Source organism: Pseudomonas sp. TH32 (genome assembly GCF_016650855.1).
GTDB lineage: Bacteria > Pseudomonadota > Gammaproteobacteria > Pseudomonadales > Pseudomonadaceae > Aquipseudomonas.
Genome location: NZ_JAEKFA010000002.1, coordinates 1,290,000 through 1,308,229 on the forward strand (window position 1 = coordinate 1,290,000; position 18,230 = coordinate 1,308,229).

General features: G+C 61.2%; 21 protein-coding genes and 2 pseudogenes. 17 read left to right on the forward strand and 6 right to left on the reverse strand.

Annotated elements, in window-relative coordinates; all coding sequences use genetic code 11:
- The first annotated feature begins 3 nt into the window (after positions 1-3).
- Genes JFV30_RS09625 through JFV30_RS09635 form a run of 3 tightly spaced genes read left to right on the forward strand, consistent with a single transcriptional unit; the run spans position 4 to position 2,898 of the window.
- Positions 4-1,143: a branched-chain amino acid ABC transporter substrate-binding protein gene (locus JFV30_RS09625; protein ID WP_201123324.1), complete on the forward strand. Its 1,140-nt coding sequence runs from the start codon at positions 4-6 to the stop codon at positions 1,141-1,143.
- A gap of 31 nt (positions 1,144-1,174) precedes the next feature.
- Positions 1,175-1,666, forward strand: coding sequence for an L-2-amino-thiazoline-4-carboxylic acid hydrolase (locus JFV30_RS09630; protein ID WP_201123326.1), 492 nt, complete (start codon positions 1,175-1,177; stop codon positions 1,664-1,666).
- The gene (locus JFV30_RS09635; protein ID WP_201123328.1) at positions 1,663-2,898 is read left to right on the forward strand and encodes a Zn-dependent hydrolase; all 1,236 of its coding nucleotides are present in this window, start codon (positions 1,663-1,665) and stop codon (positions 2,896-2,898) included. The genes JFV30_RS09630 and JFV30_RS09635 overlap by 4 nt, the downstream gene beginning before the upstream one ends.
- A 72-nt stretch (positions 2,899-2,970) precedes the next feature.
- Here JFV30_RS09635 and JFV30_RS09640 read toward each other — a convergent pair whose 3' ends face one another.
- A complete protein-coding gene (locus tag JFV30_RS09640) occupies positions 2,971-3,759 on the reverse strand; it encodes an AraC family transcriptional regulator (RefSeq protein ID WP_201123330.1) in 789 nt (262 codons plus the stop codon).
- Between the two features lie 85 nt (positions 3,760-3,844).
- Here JFV30_RS09640 and JFV30_RS09645 point away from each other — a divergent pair, with 85 nt between their 5' ends.
- From JFV30_RS09645 to JFV30_RS09660, 4 genes are all read left to right on the forward strand, one after another.
- Positions 3,845-4,843 carry a bile acid:sodium symporter family protein gene (locus JFV30_RS09645; protein ID WP_169388033.1) on the forward strand — a complete coding sequence of 333 codons (999 nt, stop codon included), beginning with the start codon at positions 3,845-3,847 and terminating at the stop codon, positions 4,841-4,843.
- A gap of 88 nt (positions 4,844-4,931) precedes the next feature.
- Positions 4,932-6,122 carry a sugar transporter gene (locus JFV30_RS09650; RefSeq protein WP_063029199.1) on the forward strand — a complete coding sequence of 397 codons (1,191 nt, stop codon included), beginning with the start codon at positions 4,932-4,934 and terminating at the stop codon, positions 6,120-6,122.
- Positions 6,123-6,164: 42 nt separating this feature from the next.
- Positions 6,165-6,731, forward strand: coding sequence for a hypothetical protein (locus JFV30_RS09655; RefSeq protein ID WP_201123332.1), 567 nt, complete (start codon positions 6,165-6,167; stop codon positions 6,729-6,731).
- A 39-nt stretch (positions 6,732-6,770) separates the two neighbouring features.
- Complete coding sequence (locus JFV30_RS09660; RefSeq protein WP_201123334.1) at positions 6,771-7,139, forward strand: lysozyme inhibitor LprI family protein; 369 nt, start codon at positions 6,771-6,773, stop codon at positions 7,137-7,139.
- Between the two features lie 9 nt (positions 7,140-7,148).
- Here JFV30_RS09660 and JFV30_RS33060 read toward each other — a convergent pair.
- Together JFV30_RS33060 and JFV30_RS09665 are read right to left on the reverse strand one after the other, a co-directional pair.
- Positions 7,149-7,229, reverse strand: a pseudogene (locus tag JFV30_RS33060) (outer membrane lipoprotein carrier protein LolA); the annotation flags it as partial.
- Positions 7,230-7,270: 41 nt separating this feature from the next.
- Positions 7,271-7,549, reverse strand: coding sequence for a hypothetical protein (locus tag JFV30_RS09665; RefSeq protein WP_201126271.1), 279 nt, complete (start codon positions 7,547-7,549; stop codon positions 7,271-7,273).
- A gap of 191 nt (positions 7,550-7,740) precedes the next feature.
- On the opposite strand from JFV30_RS09665, the gene JFV30_RS09670 reads away from it, so the two are divergent.
- The gene (locus JFV30_RS09670; RefSeq protein WP_201123336.1) at positions 7,741-9,294 is read left to right on the forward strand and encodes a TerC family protein; all 1,554 of its coding nucleotides are present in this window, start codon (positions 7,741-7,743) and stop codon (positions 9,292-9,294) included.
- Between the two features lie 79 nt (positions 9,295-9,373).
- Positions 9,374-10,216 carry a PhzF family phenazine biosynthesis protein gene (locus JFV30_RS09675; RefSeq protein WP_201123338.1) on the forward strand — a complete coding sequence of 281 codons (843 nt, stop codon included), beginning with the start codon at positions 9,374-9,376 and terminating at the stop codon, positions 10,214-10,216.
- Here JFV30_RS09675 and JFV30_RS09680 read toward each other — a convergent pair.
- Together JFV30_RS09680 and JFV30_RS09685 are read right to left on the reverse strand one after the other, a co-directional pair.
- Positions 10,152-10,547 carry a thioredoxin family protein gene (locus JFV30_RS09680; protein ID WP_201123340.1) on the reverse strand — a complete coding sequence of 132 codons (396 nt, stop codon included), beginning with the start codon at positions 10,545-10,547 and terminating at the stop codon, positions 10,152-10,154. The genes JFV30_RS09675 and JFV30_RS09680 overlap by 65 nt on opposite strands.
- A gap of 148 nt (positions 10,548-10,695) precedes the next feature.
- Entirely contained in the window at positions 10,696-10,932 is a 237-nt protein-coding gene (locus JFV30_RS09685; protein ID WP_169388035.1) for a hypothetical protein, read from the reverse strand.
- Between the two features lie 334 nt (positions 10,933-11,266).
- Here JFV30_RS09685 and JFV30_RS09690 point away from each other — a divergent pair, with 334 nt between their 5' ends.
- The 8 genes from JFV30_RS09690 (at position 11,267) to JFV30_RS09725 (ending at position 17,896) form a co-directional block, all read left to right on the forward strand.
- On the forward strand, positions 11,267-12,115 hold the full coding sequence (locus JFV30_RS09690) for a transporter substrate-binding domain-containing protein (protein ID WP_010173359.1): 849 nt from the start codon (positions 11,267-11,269) through the stop codon (positions 12,113-12,115).
- Between the two features lie 52 nt (positions 12,116-12,167).
- Positions 12,168-12,830 carry an amino acid ABC transporter permease gene (locus tag JFV30_RS09695; RefSeq protein ID WP_003207993.1) on the forward strand — a complete coding sequence of 221 codons (663 nt, stop codon included), beginning with the start codon at positions 12,168-12,170 and terminating at the stop codon, positions 12,828-12,830.
- 9 nt (positions 12,831-12,839) lie between these two features.
- Positions 12,840-13,502, forward strand: coding sequence for an amino acid ABC transporter permease (locus JFV30_RS09700; protein WP_177088475.1), 663 nt, complete (start codon positions 12,840-12,842; stop codon positions 13,500-13,502).
- On the forward strand, positions 13,499-14,284 hold the full coding sequence (locus tag JFV30_RS09705; protein WP_201123342.1) for an amino acid ABC transporter ATP-binding protein: 786 nt from the start codon (positions 13,499-13,501) through the stop codon (positions 14,282-14,284). The genes JFV30_RS09700 and JFV30_RS09705 overlap by 4 nt, the downstream gene beginning before the upstream one ends.
- Positions 14,285-14,308: 24 nt before the next feature.
- Entirely contained in the window at positions 14,309-14,698 is a 390-nt protein-coding gene (locus JFV30_RS09710; protein WP_010173353.1) for a RidA family protein, read from the forward strand.
- Between the two features lie 177 nt (positions 14,699-14,875).
- Complete coding sequence (locus JFV30_RS09715) at positions 14,876-15,640, forward strand: IclR family transcriptional regulator (RefSeq protein WP_003208002.1); 765 nt, start codon at positions 14,876-14,878, stop codon at positions 15,638-15,640.
- Between the two features lie 9 nt (positions 15,641-15,649).
- Entirely contained in the window at positions 15,650-16,858 is a 1,209-nt protein-coding gene (locus tag JFV30_RS09720; RefSeq protein WP_201123344.1) for an amino acid deaminase, read from the forward strand.
- 129 nt (positions 16,859-16,987) lie between these two features.
- Positions 16,988-17,896 carry a sugar kinase gene (locus JFV30_RS09725; protein ID WP_201123346.1) on the forward strand — a complete coding sequence of 303 codons (909 nt, stop codon included), beginning with the start codon at positions 16,988-16,990 and terminating at the stop codon, positions 17,894-17,896.
- A gap of 16 nt (positions 17,897-17,912) precedes the next feature.
- Here the strand turns inward: JFV30_RS09725 and JFV30_RS09730 are convergent.
- Positions 17,913-18,203, reverse strand: a pseudogene (locus JFV30_RS09730) (peptidylprolyl isomerase); the annotation flags it as partial.
- Positions 18,204-18,230 lie beyond the last annotated feature (27 nt).

An 18,230-nucleotide genomic window follows, 5' to 3' on the forward strand; every position in this document is an offset into this window, starting at 1 on the left:
CTGATGAAGACTTTCAAACACACCCTAGTGATCGGCCTGGCCCTGAGCAGCCTGGCGAGTGCCGTGGCCCAGGCCGACCAGACCGTACTGATCGGCCTGGCCGGCCCTCTGACCGGCCCGTCGGCGCGTATCGGCAAAGACCTGGAAAACGGCGCGCAACTGGCCATCGAGGCGGCCAACGCCAAGCACCCGAAAATCAACGGCGAGGCGGTGACGTTCAAGCTGCTGTCCGAGGATGACCAGTCCGACCCGCGCACCGCCGTGACCGTGGCCCAGCGCCTGGTGGACGAAGGCGTGGTGGGGGTGGTCGGCCACTGGAACACGGGCACCAGCATTCCTGCCGCCCGGGTTTACCACGACGCAGGTATCGCCCAGGTCGCACCGGTGGCCACCGGGCACGCCTACACCCAGCAGGGTTTCGACACCAGCTTCCGGATCATGGGCCATGACGACGATGGCGGCCAGGTGGCCGGCGACTATGCTTTGAACACCCTCAAGGCCCGGCGCATTGCGGTGATCGACGACCGTACCGCGTTCGGCCAGGGCCTGGCGGACCAGTTCGTCAAATCCATCGAGGCCGGTGGCGCCAAGGTGGTGTCTCGTGAATACGTCGACGACAAGACCATCGACTTCAGCGCGGTGCTGACCAACATCCGTAGTCAGAACCCGGACCTGATTTTCTTCGGCGGCGTTGATTCCCAGGCGGCACCGTTGGCGCGGCGCATCAAACAGTTGGGGATCAAGGCGCCGTTGATGGGCGCGGGCGGGTTTGTCAGCCAGACCTTCCTGCAACTGGCGCAGAACGAAGGCGAGGGCGTGATTGCCCTGGAGCCGGGCCTGGCGGTGGCGCAGATGCCCGGTGGCAAGGCGTTTGAACAGGCTTACAAGGATCGCTACAAGGCGCCGATCGAACTGCACGCGCCGTTCGCCTATGACGGTGTCGGGGTGTTGGTGGCGGCGATCGAGAAAGCCGACTCGGTGGACCCGCAAAAGTACCTGCCGGTGCTGCGCTCCATCAGCTATCAGGGTGTGACCGGGACTATCGCGTTTGATGCCGAGGGCAATCTGAAGAAGCCGTCGTTCACGGTGTATCAGGTCAAGGGCAATCAGTGGCAGCCAGTGAGTGTGGCGGGCGGCAAGTAAACGAATTATGTGGAGCTGACGGAGGCACACAATGAGCAAGCTGGAAGGTGAACTGGGCATCCTGGCCCGGCGGCGGATCGAGGCCGAAATCATCAAGCCGATCTACGAGATCCTGGTGCGCGAGCAGGGCAAGGAGTTTGCGGCGGCGGTGATCGGCGAGGCGGTGGGCAATGCGGCGATCCAGGCCGGCAAGCACTTTGCCGAACTGGAAGAGCAGGGTGCCGACCTCAAGAGTTTCGTCGAGCTGCAAGTGCTCTGGGAAAAGGACGATGCGCTCAAGGTCGAGATCATCGCCAGCGACGCCGAGCACTATGACTACGACGTGAAGCGCTGCCGCTACGCCGAGATGTACCAGGAGATGGGCCTGGGCGAGATCGGCCACTTGCTGTCCTGCAACCGCGACGAACTGTTTATCGTCGGCTACAACCCGGACATCAAGCTGACCCGCACCCAAACCATCATGGGCGGCGCCCATCACTGTGACTTCCGCTACCGGGCCAAGCCTCAGGAGCCCCGCTCATGAGTGACTTGGCACGGGTCAACGGCGAGCGCCTGTGGGGCTCGCTGATGGAAATGGCGCAGATCGGCGGCACGCAAAAGGGTGGGGTTTCACGCCTGGCCCTCACCGATGAGGACCGCCGCGGTCGTGACCTGTTTGTGCGCTGGTGCGAGGCGGCGGGTTGCAGCATCCGGGTGGATGCCATGGGCAATATCTTTGCCCGTCGCGCCGGGCGCCAGGATCACCTGGCACCGGTGCTGACCGGTTCCCACGGCGACTCCCAGCCGGCGGGCGGCAAGTACGATGGCATCTATGGGGTGCTGGCGGGGCTGGAAGTGGTGCGCACCTTGAATGACCTCGGGATCGAGACCGAGCGGCCTATAGAAGTGGTCAACTGGACCAACGAAGAAGGCTCGCGGTTTGCCCCGGCGATGATTTCTTCCGGGGTGTTTGCCGGGGTGTTTGACCTGGAGTACGGCCTGTCCCGGGAAGACAAGGCTGGCGTCACCATCGGCCAGGCGTTGCAGCAGATTGGTTATGCCGGTGCGCACCCGGTGGGTGGCCAGGCGGTGCATGCCGCGTTTGAGCTGCACATCGAACAGGGGCCGATTCTTGAAGCCCAGGACTTGACCATCGGCGTGGTGACTGGCGCCCAGGGTCAGCGCTGGTATGAAGTGGAACTGAGCGGGCGCAGCGCACATGCCGGTACCACGCCGATGGATCACCGCCTGGATGCGCTGCTCGGGTTTGCCCGGGTGGTGGAGGCGGTCAACCAGATTGGCCTGGAGCAGGGCGCCGAAGGGCGGGCGACGGTGGGCATGGCGAATATCTTCCCCAACTCACGCAACGTGGTGCCGGGGCGGGTGTTTTTCAGTGTCGAGTTCCGGCACCCGGATGAAGCGGTGCTGGCGCATCAGGACCAGCAGTTGCAGGCGGCGGTGGCGCGGATTGCCGAGGGGATTGGCCTGCAACACAGCGTGAAGCAGATCTTCCAGTACGCGCCGATTGCCTTCGACAGCGGGTGTGTGGACGTGGTGCGGGCTTCGGCGCAAGCGTTGGGGTACAGCCATCGCGACATGATTTCCGGGGCCGGGCATGACGCCTGCTACCTGAACCGGGTGGCGCCGACGGCGATGATTTTTGTGCCGTGTGTGGATGGGCTGAGCCATAACGAGGCGGAGGAGATTTATCCGCAATGGTCGACGGCGGGGGCGGATGTGTTGTTGCAGGCGGTGCTGGCCAAGGCGCAGGAGTGAGCGAGGTGTAACTGTTCAACTGGATTCCCACAGGGGGCCGAGTTCCCGCTCTGGAGCTTCGTTGTCTGGGGATCAGCGGAAGAATTCGCCGGGTGTGGCGTCGAATTGCTGGCGGAAGGCGTTGATGAAGGCCGAGGTGGATTCGTAGCCGCAGGCCAGCGCCACATCGGTCACCCGTTCGCCTTGCTCCAGCGCGGGCAGGGCGCTCAGCAGGCGCAAGCGCTGGCGCCAGGCGCGGAAGGTCAGGCCGGTGTCGCTCAGGAACAGCCGGCTGAGGGTTTTTTCGCTCACCGCCAGTTTCTGGCTCCACTGCCCCAGGGTGGTCTGCTGCTCGGGGTGCAGGTTCAGGCTGCGGTAAATCTGGCGCAAGCGGCTGTCGGCGGGTAGTGGCAGCATCAAATCGACCTGGGGCGCGGCGGCCAACTGGTCCAGCACCACCTGGGCCAGTCGCCCGTCCGGGCCGTCCTCGGCATATTCCACCGGCAATTCACTGAAGCTGCGGATCAACTCCCGCAACAGGCTGCTCACCGCGAGCACCTGGCAGCGGTCGGCCGCCCAGCCGGTGACGCTGCAATCCAGGTACAGGCTGCGCATCTCGGTATGGGGCGAACTGAACACTCGGTGCGGCATGCCGGCCGGAATCCACACCGCGCGCTGGGGTGGCGCGACGAAGCGTCCTGCGCTGGTCTGGATCTCCAGCACCCCGGAAATCGCATAGGACAACTGCACCCACGGGTGACTGTGGCGACGGGTCAGCGCGCGGTTGGGCAGGGATTCGGTACGGCCATACACCGGCCTCGGCAGGCTGGAAAGCCCGGGCACGCTGCGGCGCACGGTTTTGTCATGTCCTTTAGGCGGCATTTACTGGCTCATTGGCGTTAGTCGGTAACAAGCCGTTACGTTAGAGTCGCGAGGATGCTCTTGGCAACCCCTGGAAGATTGGCCTATGACCCGCCCACGTTTTTTACCTGACAACTTCACCCTGACCCTGGTCGCGACGGTGATCCTCGCGTCCCTGCTGCCCGCCAGCGGCCAGACCGCCGTGGCCTTCGGCTGGGTGACCAACCTGGCCATCGCGCTGCTGTTTTTCCTGCACGGCGCCAAACTGTCGCGCCAGGCCATCGTCGCCGGTGCCGGCCACTGGCGCCTGCACCTGCTGGTGTTCAGCCTGACCTTCGTGCTGTTTCCGTTGCTGGGCCTGGCGCTCAAGCCGGTGCTGTCGCCGCTGATCGGCAAAGACCTGTACATGGGCATGCTCTATCTGTGTGCATTGCCTGCCACGGTGCAGTCGGCGATTGCCTTTACGTCCCTGGCCCGGGGCAACATCCCGGCGGCGATCTGCAGTGCGGCGGCATCGAGCCTGTTCGGGATCTTCCTCACGCCGTTGCTGGTGACCTTGTTGCTTAACGTGCACGGCGACGGCGGTTCGACGGTCGACGCGATTCTGAAGATCAGCGTGCAACTGCTGCTGCCGTTCGTCGCCGGGCAAATCGCCCGCCGCTGGATCGGCGAGTGGGTAGGGCGCAACAAATCCTGGCTGAAGTTCGTCGACCAGGGCTCGATCCTGCTGGTGGTCTACGGCGCGTTCAGCGAAGCGGTCAACGAAGGCATCTGGCACCAGATTCCGCTGTGGGAGCTGGGTGGCCTCGTGGTGGCCTGCTGTGTGTTGCTGGGGCTGGTGCTGGTGGCGTCCACCGTGCTGGGCAAGGCGTTCGGGTTCAGCCAGGAAGATCGCATCACCATTTTGTTCTGCGGCTCCAAGAAGAGCCTGGCCACCGGTGTACCCATGGCCCAGGTGCTGTTCGCCGGGGCGACCATGGGCGTGCTGATCCTGCCGCTGATGCTGTTTCACCAGATCCAGTTGATGGTGTGTGCCGCCTTGGCCCAGCGTTATGCCAAGCGTCCGGAATCGATTCCGGAGCTGATGGGGCAGGTCGATCCCTGAACCGTCGTGTTACTATTTTTTGCGCGCGGCTCAAGGGCCGGCATCGGGCCGGCTTGATCTGCGCGCAAACGAGTACGACGACCTGTAAATGAGCATTTCCGCCGCAACACCTCAAGCCAACTGGCAACCGGTCTTCGCCCTCGCGTTGGCCGCCTTCGTTTTCAATACCACCGAATTTGTGCCGGTCGGCCTGCTGAGTGCCATCGGCGCGAGCTTCGACATGCCCATCGCCAGCGTCGGCCTGATGCTCACCATCTATGCGTGGATCGTGTCCCTGACCTCGCTGCCGGTGATGCTGCTGACCCGCAACGTCGAGCGGCGCAAGCTGCTGATCGTGCTGTTCGGCATGTTTATCGCCAGCCATATCCTGTCCAGTGTGGCCACCAGTTTTGGCATTTTGATGCTCAGCCGGGTGGGTATTGCGTTGTCCCATGCGCTGTTCTGGTCGATCACGGCGTCCCTCGCGGTGCGCCTGGCGCCGGAGGGCAAGCAGGTGCAGGCCCTTGGGCTGCTGGCTACTGGTACTTCGCTGGCGATGGTGCTGGGTATCCCGCTCGGCCGCTTGCTGGGCGAAGCCATGGGCTGGCGCACCACGTTTCTGGTGATCGGCGCGTTTGCGGCCGGGCTGGTGTTCTGGCTGGCGCGGACCTTGCCGCTGCTGCCGAGCCAGAACTCCGGTTCGTTGCGCAGCCTGCCGCTGCTGTTCAAGCGCCCGGCGCTGGTGGCGTTGTATGTGTTGACGGCGATGGTGGTGACGGCGCAGTTCACCGCCTACAGCTATGTCGAACCCTTCGTTGAAGGCGTTGCCGGTATGAGTGGCAACACCGTGACCCTGATCCTGCTGGTGTTTGGCGGCGCGGGGATCATTGGTTCGTTGTTGTTCAGCCTGGTGCACCGCTTTAACCCCCATCGTTTCCTGATCAGCGCCGTGACCATCCTCGCGCTGTGCCTGGCGTTGTTGCTGCCGTTGAGTGGCGAGGTGTCGTACCTGGTGACCCTGAGCGTGTTCTGGGGCATGGCCATCATGGGCTTTGGCCTGGCGCTGCAATCCAAAGTATTGGTGCTGGCGCCGGATGCGACGGATGTGGCGATGGCGATGTTTTCCGGGATCTACAACATCGGCATTGGCGGTGGGGCGCTGATGGGCAGTTGGGTGGGCAGCCACTTTGGGTTTGCCTGGATAGGTGCGGCGGGCGGGTTGTTGGCGGCAGTGGCGTTGATTGGGTATTGCCTGGCGATTTATCGATTTGGGCAGGGTGTGGCTCGCGGCCCTCTTTAGGCGCGACATTCTTGATGCAGTGATTTTTTCTAGGGATTTAGTATGAAAGCAGGGTTGCTGATCGTTGTTTTATTGATGCTGGGTGGTTGCGTCACCAACCAGTTGCACTTCGCTTCTTATACCTCTGACGCGGAGTTGGCCAGCATTAAGAACAGTGCTGTTCAGTCGGATATTGTCGGGGTTTCAGGCTACGAGCGTTGTGGGCCCTGTACTGAACGAAGCAAGATTGTATGGCATGCCGCGAACCACGAAATCGTCAGCCTCTACGAGGGGATGGCCAATGTCCCTGTTGATGATTGGGTTGACTTTACCAGGCGGGCTATAGGGTCTGATTCGGCATCGTCCATTAAAGCCCGGGTCGAGATTGATCGGGTTTTCGTAAAAACCTGGAGTGATCCCGAATACTATGCAACTGATGTAGAACTTTCGGTCTATATCGGCGGTGTCAAATATGCCGGGCATTCACGAATCAAGATAAAAGGCGCAGGCCAGACGCTTATTCAGCGGGATAAAGTGGCTTTCAATTCAGCTACCCTCGATGCCGTCAGTGTGGGGTTGAAGGCGGCTTATCTGGATGCGTTTGCAAAGTTTAAAACCTCAACTCACTGATGGCGCCGCTTACTGCTTGCTCCTACAGGAGGTATTTCCATGGTAGTTCGTTTGATTAAACCGGCGGTATTTGCAGTGCTCGCCGGGTTTTCCGTGTTGTGGCTCAGCCCTGCAAGCCTGGCGGCCAGTTTTGACTGTGACCGGGCGAAGGCGCCTGACGAGAAAACCATCTGTGCCACGCGCTCCCTCAATGATCAGGACGTGACCATGGCGCTGCTTTATGACCTCAACCGGCACTTCATGGCCATGGGCGGGCGCGGTTCGTTGATGGATGATCAGGCTGCGTGGCTCAAGCAACGGCATACGTGCGGCGCCCAAGTCAGTTGCCTGAGCAAAGCCTATACGCAGCGTATTGCGATGTTGCGTAGCTTTATTGATGAGCGGGTGATGACGAAGGGGCCGTTCTGAACGGCCGCTTACTGTAGGGGCGAGCTTGCTCGCGAAAAACCTGAGAGCGTCGTTGAGTGTCAGGCTTCCCGAGTTATCGTTGACGTCCATCGCGAGCAAGCTTGCTCCTACAGAAGCAGGGTGTGCTTTGTTCAGGCGTCGCTAGGTTGGATCCGGCGGCCTATTACATCCATCAGGTCACAGCCATCGCGTAGCGGAATGGCGAGCAGGCGTGCAAAGTCGTGAAGCACGACGGCGTCGCTGCTGATTTCTTCGCGGAAGGCGATATTTTCCAGCAGTTGGGTCACGGCGTTGATGCGGTAAGCGGCAGCCAAGGCAATCGTCGACACGCTATCTATTACAGATCTTGTAATAATTTTAGATTGTAGGAAATTACCGTTTCGCCTGTACGATTCAAGTACTTTTTCCATAACAGGACCTACATGAACACCCTCTCGGAGCCTCCCAGTCGTCTTTCCCCAAGACATTCACTGCCGCCGTTCCCGCTGATCGCCTGCCTCAACGCCAAGCACCCCTTATTCCGATTGCCTACCCTTACCCGGTCCCTCGACCGTGCGTTGCCGTGCCCGGCATTCTGAAAAACTTGAAGAGATACTGAAAAATGGAATGGTTAGCGGATCCAACGGCCTGGCTCGGCCTGTTGACTTTGATTGTGCTGGAGCTGGTGCTGGGCATCGACAACCTGGTGTTTATCGCGATCCTGGCGGACAAGCTGCCGCCGGAGCAGCGTGACCGTGCGCGTCTGATCGGTTTGTCCCTGGCATTGCTGATGCGCCTGGGCCTGTTGGCAAGTATTTCGTGGTTGGTGACCCTGACCCAACCGCTGTTCGAGGTGTTCGACAAGAGTTTCTCGGGCCGTGACCTGATCATGCTGTTTGGTGGTGTGTTCCTGTTGTTCAAGGCCACCATGGAATTGCATGAGCGGCTTGAGGGGCATGTCGCCCAACGTACCGGCAACGTGGCTTATGCGATGTTCTGGCCGATCGTTGCGCAGATTGTGGTGCTGGATGCGGTGTTCTCCCTGGATGCGGTGATTACCGCCGTGGGCATGGTGGATGAGCTGGCAGTGATGATGATCGCGGTGATCATTTCCATCGGCCTGATGATCATTGCCAGCAAGCCGCTGACCCGTTTCGTCAACGCCCACCCGACGGTGATCATGCTGTGCCTGGGCTTTTTGATGATGATCGGTTTTGCTCTGACGGCCGAAGGCCTGGGCTTCCACATCCCCAAAGGCTATCTGTACGCGGCCATCGGCTTCTCGATCCTGATCGAGCTGTTCAACCAGATCGCCCGGTCGCGCCGCAAGAAGTCGGCCCAGGGCACGCTGCCGAGGCGTGAGCGTACGGCCCATGCGGTGATGCGTTTGCTCGGCGGGCGTAATTTGGCAGTGGAGGAGGTAGACGAAGAGGTCGCCGACCTGCTGGACAACCCCGATGCCAGCGGCGGGCCGCTGTTTGACCGGCGTGAGCGGGTGATGATCAGCGGGGTGCTGCAACTGGCTGAACGCCCGATCCGTACGCTGATGACGCCCCGGGCCAAGGTGGACTCTATAGATCTGTCGGACGATCCCGACACTATCCGCCTGAAACTGATGCATTCGTCTTACTCGCGTCTGCCCTTGATCCGCAACGGTAATATCGACGAGCCATTGGGTTTTGTGCACAAGAAGGAGTTGCTCAAGGAATACCTGGCCGGTAACGAGCCGAACCTGGAGCACCTGGCACGCCGGGCGATCAACCTGCTGGAGAGTTTTTCGATCCTCAACGCCCTGGAGCAGATGCGCCAGGAGTCGACCCACATTGCCTTCGTGATCAACGAATTCGGCGATTTTATCGGGGTGTTGAGCATGACCGACATCCTGGAATCCATCGCCGGTGAGTTGCCGGATGCGAGTGAAGTCGAAGGGCCGGATATCGTCGAGGAGGAGGGTGGTTTCCGGGTCAACGGTGCCTTGAACCTCAACCTGATCCGCCAGCGTACCGGTTTCAAGGCCGTGGCCACGGAGGATTACCAGACCCTGGCCGGGCTGGTGATGAGCCTGCTGGATCGCCTGCCGGTGGTGGGCGATAGCCTGGAACACGAGGGCTGGCGCCTGACCGTGGCCGCAGTGGAGGAACGGCGAGTTACGCAGGTGCTGCTGGCACCGCTGTAGCGGGTGGATTTCATTCGACGCTGGGCTGGCCTTTGGATAGCATCGCCGCTCACTGAACCGTTAAGGAAGGGTTACCCGAATGACTTTGGACGTGCTTAAGATTTCTGCATTCTGTGATGGCAACCAGGGCGGTAACCCGGCCGGCGTATGGATCGGTGACAACTTGCCGGAAGCCGCAGAGATGCAGCGTATCGCTCACGAAGTCGGGTTTTCGGAAACCGTATTCGCCTGTCCGCAGGACGATGGCTGGCGCGTGCGGTACTTCGCGCCGCAGGCCGAAGTCGCCTTCTGCGGGCACGCCACCATCGCCCTTGGCGCGGCCTTGAGCCTGGCGCTGGGCGATGGCGAATTCCACCTGACGTTGAACAACGGCGATATTTCCGTCAGCGGCCGCAGCGAAGGCGACCTGATCGAAGCCGCGCTGCAATCCCCGCCAACCCGCAGTGCACCGGCAAACGATGCGCTGGTGGACGCGGGCCTGAGGTTGTTCGGCTACACCCGCAATGACCTGGACCCGAGCATCCCACCGGCAATCATCCATGGCGGTATCGACCACCTGGTGCTGGCCCTCGACAGCCGCGCGAAGCTCAGCCAGATGCACTATGAACTGGAGGCCGGTCGCCGCTACATGACAGAGGGCCGCCTGGGCACTGTGGTACTGGTGTTTGCCGAAAGCCCGACACTGTTCCACACCCGTAACCCGTTCGCGGTGGGCGGTGTGTACGAAGACCCGGCCACGGGCTCCGCTGCCGCCGCATTTGCCGGCTACCTGCGGGACCTGGGCTGGCCGCACAACGGCCGTATCGACATCATCCAGGGCGAGGACATGGGCAGTCGCTCACGCTTGCAAGCGCAGATCACCGATGAGAAGGGTGCTTCGATTCGTGTTTCCGGCACGGCGCGGTTGATGCTGGAGGACTGAACCTGGCGTAGCGGCTGAACGTCTCCATGACGGTGTGCTCCTGTTCCTCCCAGCGCCCAAACCCTTTCAGCTTCTCGACCATCTGGCCGTTTTGGAATATCAGCAGGGTAGGTGTGCCAGTCACCTCCGGATGCCTGGGGGTTTGAGCTGTGTCGAGTACCAGGCTTTTTACCCGGTTGGCGAATTTCCCGGCAATCCGCTCAAACAGTGGCCCGGCTTCCCCGCAGGCCGGGCAACGCTGCGAGACAAACAACATGAACACCGTCTCATGCGACGCGAGCACTTGCTGATATTCCTCGGCATTGGCAATCACCGCCGTTGCAATTCCCATGATGATCTCCTAGGCAAAAGGGCATGCCCCACGCTAAGCCCGGCGATCAAAACGGTCTACTGTCAAAACTAACAGGTACCCTGCAGCAAGCCGCTTTTGTGGTGAGGGGGCTTGTCCCCCGTTGGGCTGCGCAGCAGCCCCAAGGCTTTCAACGCTGCGCCCGTTCCCGAGCCTTCTTCGCCAACCCCACGCACTGCTTGTAGTCGCCCTGTTCCTTGGCGTCCTTCGCCCGGCGATAACCATGATGATTCTGGGTGGTGTAGTTCGTACTGAACGCCGCCTTGAGCTTGACCAGTTCGGCCTTGCATTCGCGCCGGTCATCCTTGGCAAACACCTGGCTGGCAAACACCAGCGACAACACCATAAGCACAAGACTGATCTTCATCTGAGCGCATTCCTTGGGGGCGGATCACCTGCAAAGGCTAGCCCAGCCACGGGATATTTCCATTCGGCCATCGCACCGCTTTCGTGCACGGTAACGCGCTGCTCCCGCACCCAAATGTGGCCTGTCACCCCGGTGTGTAGCCAACGGTAGCAATCTGATTGCAACGACGGGTCTGACGCCTCATCGCCGATACAAATTTATCTAGTTGATTTTAAAGGAAATTAATCCCGCAATATTTTTCTGTTACTGCGTGTGGCACACTTTCTGCTGTCTATTCCGTTGTTACATACTAAGTTCCGGTATAGCGGAATACACAACTCCTGGAGTGCTTGTCATGCATCACCGACCTTCCGTGTTTAAAGCGTGTGTTTTTCTCTTCGCCGCATCGGCTTCCCTCGCAAGCGTAGTGCAAGCGGCGGACAGCAAGCTCGATACGGTGCTCAAGCGTGGGCACCTGATCGTGGGTACAGGCAGTACCAATGCGCCGTGGCACTTCCAGGGAGCGGATGGCAAGTTGCAGGGTTTTGATATCGACATCGGCCACATCGTCGCCAAGGGGCTGTTCAACGACCCGAGCAAAGTCGAGTACGTGGTGCAGTCCTCCGACGCCCGGATTCCCAACCTGTTGACCGACAAGGTCGACATGAGCTGCCAGTTCATCACCGTCACCGCCAGCCGTGCGCAGCAAGTGGCCTTCACCCTGCCGTACTACCGCGAAGGCGTGGGCCTGTTGCTGCCGGCCAACAGCAAGTACAAGGAAATCGAAGACCTGCAAGCCGCAGGCAGCGACGTCACCGTGGCCGTGCTGCAGAACGTCTACGCCGAAGAGCTGGTGCACCAGGCATTGCCTAAAGCCAAGGTCGACCAGTACGACAGCGTCGACCTGATGTACCAGGCCGTGAACTCCGGCCGTGCCGACACCGCCGCCACCGACCAGTCTTCGGTCAAGTACCTGATGGTGCAAAACCCGGGTCGCTACCGCAGCCCGAGCTATGCCTGGAGCCCGCAGACCTACGCGTGCGCCGTCAAGCGTGGCGACCAGGACTGGCTGAACTTCGTCAACACCGCGCTGCACGAAGCCATGACCGGCGTGGAATTCCCGATGTACAAGGCCTCGTTCAAGCAATGGTTCGGTGTGGATCTGCCAGAGCCTGCGATCGGTTTCCCGGTTGAGTTCAAGTAATTCGTAAACACTGGGGCGTCGCTGACGGCGCCCCAATCAGGTACTGCCGACCATGAACTATCAGTTGAACTTTGCCGCTGTGTGGCGCGACTTCCCCAGCCTGCTGGCGGGGCTCGGCCTCGGCCTTGAACTGGCACTGCTGTCCATCGCCATCGGTTGCGTGATCGGCCTGTTGATGGCGTTTGCCATGTTGTCCAAACACCGTGCGTTGCGCATCGTGGCCTCGGTGTATGTGACGGTGATCCGCAACACCCCGATCCTGGTGCTGATCCTGTTGATCTACTTCGCCTTGCCGAGCCTCGGTATCCGGCTGGACAAGATCCCCTCGTTCATCATCACGCTGTCGCTGTACGCCGGTGCCTACCTGACCGAAGTATTCCGCGCTGGCCTCTTGAATATTCCCAAGGGGTTGCGTGAAGCGGGCCTGGCCATCGGCCTGGGCGAATGGCGCATCCGCGCGTACATCACGGTGCCGGTGATGCTGCGCAACGTGCTGCCGGCGCTGTCGAACAACTTCATCTCGCTGTTCAAGGACACCTCCCTGGCGGCCGCGATCGCGGTGCCGGAGCTGACCTATTACGCCCGCAAGATCAACGTCGAAAGCTACCGGGTGATTGAAACCTGGATGGTCACGACCGCGCTCTACGTGGCTGCCTGTTACCTCATTGCCATGCTGCTCCGTTACCTGGAACAGCGTTTGGCGATTCGCCGCTAAGGAGCGCCCATGTACGAATCCCCCAGCTGGCTGCATGAGTTGTGGATCGCCCGGGAAACCCTCTGGGCGGGGTTCCAGACCAGCGTCTATTGCTCGGCCCTGGCCATTATCTTCGGCACCCTGATCGGCATCGTTGCCGGGTTGATCCTGACCTACGGCAAATTCTGGATGCGTGCACCGTTTCGCCTGTACGTCGACCTGATCCGCGGTACGCCGGTGTTTGTGCTGGTGTTGGCATGCTTCTACATGCTGCCGGCGCTTGGCTGGCAGATCAGCGCGTTCCAGGCCGGTGCCGTGGGCCTGACGCTGTTCTGCGGCTCTCACGTTTCGGAAATCGTGCGCGGTGCGTTGCAAGCCATTCCCAAAGGGCAACTGGAAGCGGGCAAGGCCATCGGCCTGACGTTCTACCAGTCCCTGGGCTATGTGCTGCTGCCTCAGGCGTTGCGGCAGATCCTGCCGACCTGGGTCAACTCGTCCACGGAAATCGTCAAGGCGTCCACCTTGCTGTCGGTGATCGGCGTGGCCGAATTGCTGCTCAGCACCCAACAGGTCATCGCCCGGACGTTCATGACCCTGGAGTTCTACCTGTTCGCAGGCTTTATGTTTTTTGTCATCAACTACGCCATCGAATTGTTGGGGCGTTACATTGAAAAGCGGGTGGCATTGCCATGAACCAACTCTCAAAAGAAAGCCAGCCACTGCTGAACATTCGCGGCCTGCGTAAACAGTACGGCCCGGTGGAAGTGCTCAAGGGCGTCGATCTGACCCTGCAGCGCGGCAACGTCGTGACGTTGATCGGCTCCAGCGGTTCGGGCAAGACCACGCTGCTGCGCTGCGTCAACCTGCTGGAAGAATTCCAGGGCGGCCAGATCACCCTCGACGGCGAATCCATCGGCTACAGCGACGTCGGCGGCAAGCGCGTGCGCCATCCGGAACGGGTGATTTCCCAGCATCGCGCGATGACGGGCATGGCGTTCCAGCAGTTCAACCTGTTCCCGCATTTGACCGCGTTGCAGAACGTCACCCTGGGCCTGCTCAAGGTCAAGAAGATGGGCAAGGACGAGGCGGTTGCACTGGCGGAAAAATGGCTGGACCGTGTCGGCCTGCTGGAGCGGCGCAATCACTTCCCGGGCCAATTGTCGGGCGGCCAGCAACAGCGTGTGGCGATTGCCCGGGCGATTGCGATGAACCCGAGCCTGATGCTGTTCGACGAAGTCACCTCGGCCCTCGACCCGGAACTGGTGGGTGAAGTGCTCAGCGTGATCAAGGGGTTGGCAGAAGAGGGCATGACCATGTTGCTGGTCACCCACGAAATGCGCTTTGCCTATGAAGTCTCGGACAAGATCGTCTTCATGAACCAGGGCCGCATTGAAGAACAGGGGCCGCCGAAAGACATCTTCGAACGCCCGCAATCGCCGCGACTGGCGGAATTTCTCAAGAACATTCGTTTTTAATTCACTCGTTTCAGGAGATCCATTATGAGCATTACTCGTTACGGCACCGGCGCCACCGCAGGCGGTGGCCAGCCTCGTCCTTTCGCCCGCGCGGTGGAAGCGGACGGCTGGTTGTACGTGTCGGGCCAGGTGCCGGCGGTGGACGGTGAAATCATCACCGGCGGGATCGTCGAGCAGACGCACCAGACCATGAAGAACGTGGTGGCGATCCTCGAAGAGGCCGGCTATGCGCTCGAAGATGTGGTGCGTGTAGGTGTGTGGCTGGAAGACCCACGGGACTTCTGGAGCTTCAACAAAGTGTTCGGCGAATACTTCAACCCGGAACATGCCCCGGCGCGGGCGTGTGTGCAGGCGAACATGATGGTCGACTGCAAGGTGGAGATCGATTGCGTGGCCTACAAGAAAAAAGGCTAAATGCCCGACCGCAACTTGCAGTGATGAAACTCGTTGTGGCGAGGGAGCTTGCTCCCGCTGGAGTGCGAAGCGCTCCCGTTTTTTGGGGCCGCTTCGCAGCCCAGCGGGAGCAAGCTCCCTCGCCACAGAGGACTCATCTGCTGCGATTTTAAGCCTTTGACGGGACCCGAAACTGCCATGACCGAAGACACCATCAAACGCCGCGCCAAGGGCCTCGACCGGGCGTTCGATATCCTCGATTTCCTCAAGGAAATCGGCCAGCCCCTGCGCCCGAATGATATCGCCAGCGGCATTGGCAGCCCCAAGTCCACGGTCTACGAACTGGTGGCCTCGCTGCTGGAGCGGCGCATCCTCGAAACCGTGGGCAAGGACGGTCACGTCTACCTCGGCCGTCAGCTGTACTTCCTCGGCCAGGCCCACCTGCGTCATTTCGACCTGACCCGCGAAGCCGACCACGCCCTGCAGGAAATCGTCAGCCAGACCCACGAAACCGCCCAGATGTGCCTGCTCAACGGGCGCAAATACACCGTGGCGCTGATGCGCGAAGGCGAGCGGCATTTCCGCATTTCCTCCGACATCGGCGAGAACGCCCCAATCCCCTGGACCGCCTCCGGCCGCCTGCTGTTGGGCCACCTGAGCGACCAGCAAATCATCGACCTGATCGACTACGACGATTTCATCCTCCCGGACGGTCAGCGTCTGCCTCTGGAAACCTTCCTCGGGCAAATTCGTCAGGCCACCCTCGACGGATTTTTCTCCTTCGACAGCGTTGCCGACACCTTTACCCATTGCTTTGCCGCCCCGGTGCGGGACGCCCAAGGCATCAGTATTGCGACCCTGTGCATCGTGGCCCCACGGGCCGATGCCATCAAAAACTACAACGACTATCGCCGGGTGCTGATCGACAGCGCGAACAACCTGGCCCGTCGCATCAACGAATAGGAAACCCTTATGTCTGCCTTCAATGCCGTTGAAAAAGGCGCCGCCGAAGTCGGTGCGCATCTGGTGCGTGACGTCAGCCTGCCGGCCCTGGTGCTGCACCGTGATGCCCTGGAACACAACATCCGCTGGATGCAGGCATTCGTCAGCAACAGCGGCGCGCAACTGGCGCCCCATGGCAAGACCAGCATGATGCCGGCACTGTTCCAGCGTCAGATCGAACAGGGCGCCTGGGGCATCACCCTGGCCAATGCCGTGCAGACCCGCGCCGCGTATGCCGGTGGTGTTCGCCGGGTATTGATGGCCAACCAGCTGGTGGGCGCGCCGAACATGGCGCTGATTGCCGACCTGCTGGCCGACCCGGAATTCGACTTTCACTGCATGGTCGATCACCCGGACAACGTCGCCGACCTGGGCGCATTCTTCGCCGCCCGTGGCCTGCGCCTGAACGTGATGATCGAATACGGTGTGGTCGGCGGGCGTTGCGGTTGCCGCAGCGAACAGGAGGTGCTCGACCTGGCCAGGGCGATCAAGGCCCAGCCTGCGCTGGCCCTCACCGGCATTGAAGGTTACGAAGGGGTGATCCACGGCGATCACGCCATCAGTGGCATCCGCGAATTCGCCGCTTCCCTGGTGCGCCTGGCCGTCGACCTGCAAAACAGCGGCGCCTTCGACCTCGGCAAGCCGATCATCACCGCTTCGGGCTCGGCCTGGTACGACCTGATCGCCGAGTCCTTCGAAGCCCAGAACGCCGCCGGCCGCTTCCTCAGCGTATTGCGCCCGGGCAGCTACGTGGCCCACGACCACGGTATCTACAAAGAAGCGCAATGCTGCGTACTCGACCGTCGCAGCGACCTCAACGAAGGCCTGCGCCCCGCGCTGGAAGTCTGGGCCCATGTGCAATCCTTACCGGAGCCAGGCTTCGCGGTGATCGCCCTGGGCAAGCGCGACGTCGCCTACGACGCCGGCCTGCCGGTGCCGCTCAAGCGCTACAAGGCTGGCGTGCTGCCAGCCGAGGGTGATGACGTGACCGCGTGCAAGGTCACCGCCGTGATGGACCAGCATGCGTTCATGGTCGTCGCACCGGGGGTTGAGCTGCGCATTGGCGACATCATCTCCTTCGGCACATCCCACCCGTGCCTGACGTTCGACAAGTGGCAAGTGGGTAATTTGGTGGATGAGCAACTGCAAGTGATCGAAAGCCTGCATACCTGCTTCTAGACCGAGTCGCGCCCATCGCGAGCAAACCCGCTCCCACATCGACCGTGTTCCTTCAGGTACAACACGGTCAACTGTGGGAGCCGGGCTTGCCCGCGATGAGGCCCTCAAGTACATCGAGAGACCCCAGGCATGAACACAAAACCCCGCATCGCCCTCATCGGCGAATGCATGATCGAACTGCAACACCGCGCCGACGGCAGCCTGCAACAAAGCTTCGGCGGCGACACCCTGAACGCCGCCGTCTACCTGCGCCGCGAACTGGGTGAGCCGAGCACCGTCGACTACGTCACCGCCCTGGGCGATGACAGCTTCAGCGACGCCATGTGCAAGCACTGGGCTGAGGAAGGCCTGGGCCTGGGTATGGTCCAGCGCTTGCCCGGGCGCTTGCCGGGTTTGTACTGCATCCAGACCGACGCCAAGGGCGAGCGCAAATTCCTCTACTGGCGCAACGAAGCGGCGGTACGCGACTGCTTCACCACACCGGCGGCCGAGCCGATTCTGGCGGCGTTGCCGGGGTATGACGTGGTGTATTTCAGCGGCATCACCCTGGCGGTGTTGGGAGAAGTGGGCCGTGAGCGGTTGCTGAAAACCCTGATCGAAACCCGTAAGCGCGGCGGCAAAGTGGTGTTCGACAACAACTACCGACCGCGCTTGTGGGCCAGTGTAGAAGCGGCGCGTGCGGCGTATCACACGGTGTTGGCCGAGGTGGATATCGCCCTGTTGACCGAAGATGACGAGCGGGCGTTGTTTGGCTATGAGGACAGCGAACAGGTATTTGCGGCGTACCCGACGATTGCCGAGGTGGTGCTCAAGCGGGGCGCGGATGCTTGCCTGATTCGTTGTGAAGACAAGCGATTCGAGGTGCCGGCGCTGGTGGTGGAGAAGGTGGTCGACACCACGGCGGCGGGGGATTCATTCAGTGCGGCGTACCTGGCCAGCCGGCTCAAGGGCGGCTCGCCGCAGGATGCAGCCTTGGCCGGGCATCGCCTGGCGAGCCGGGTCATTCAAGTACCGGGTGCACTGATCCCCCGAGACTAACGCCACAACCAGCCCCTCAATCCCGGTAAAACACCTGCACCAGGTGATACCCGAACTTGCTCTTGATCGGCCCGTGAACCACCTTCACGGGCTTTTTGAAGATCACCGCATCAATCACCCCCACCATCTGCCCCGGCCGCACTTCACCCAGATCACCGCCGCGCTTGGCGGAAGGGCAGGTGGAATACTTCTTGGCCAACACATCAAACGCTTCGCCCTTGGCAATACGCTGCTTGAGCTGTTCGGCTTCCTCGCTGGTTTTCACCAGAATGTGACGGGCTTGGGCTTTCATTGATCGGTCCTGATGTGAAACGGCGCGCGATTATGCCTGAAG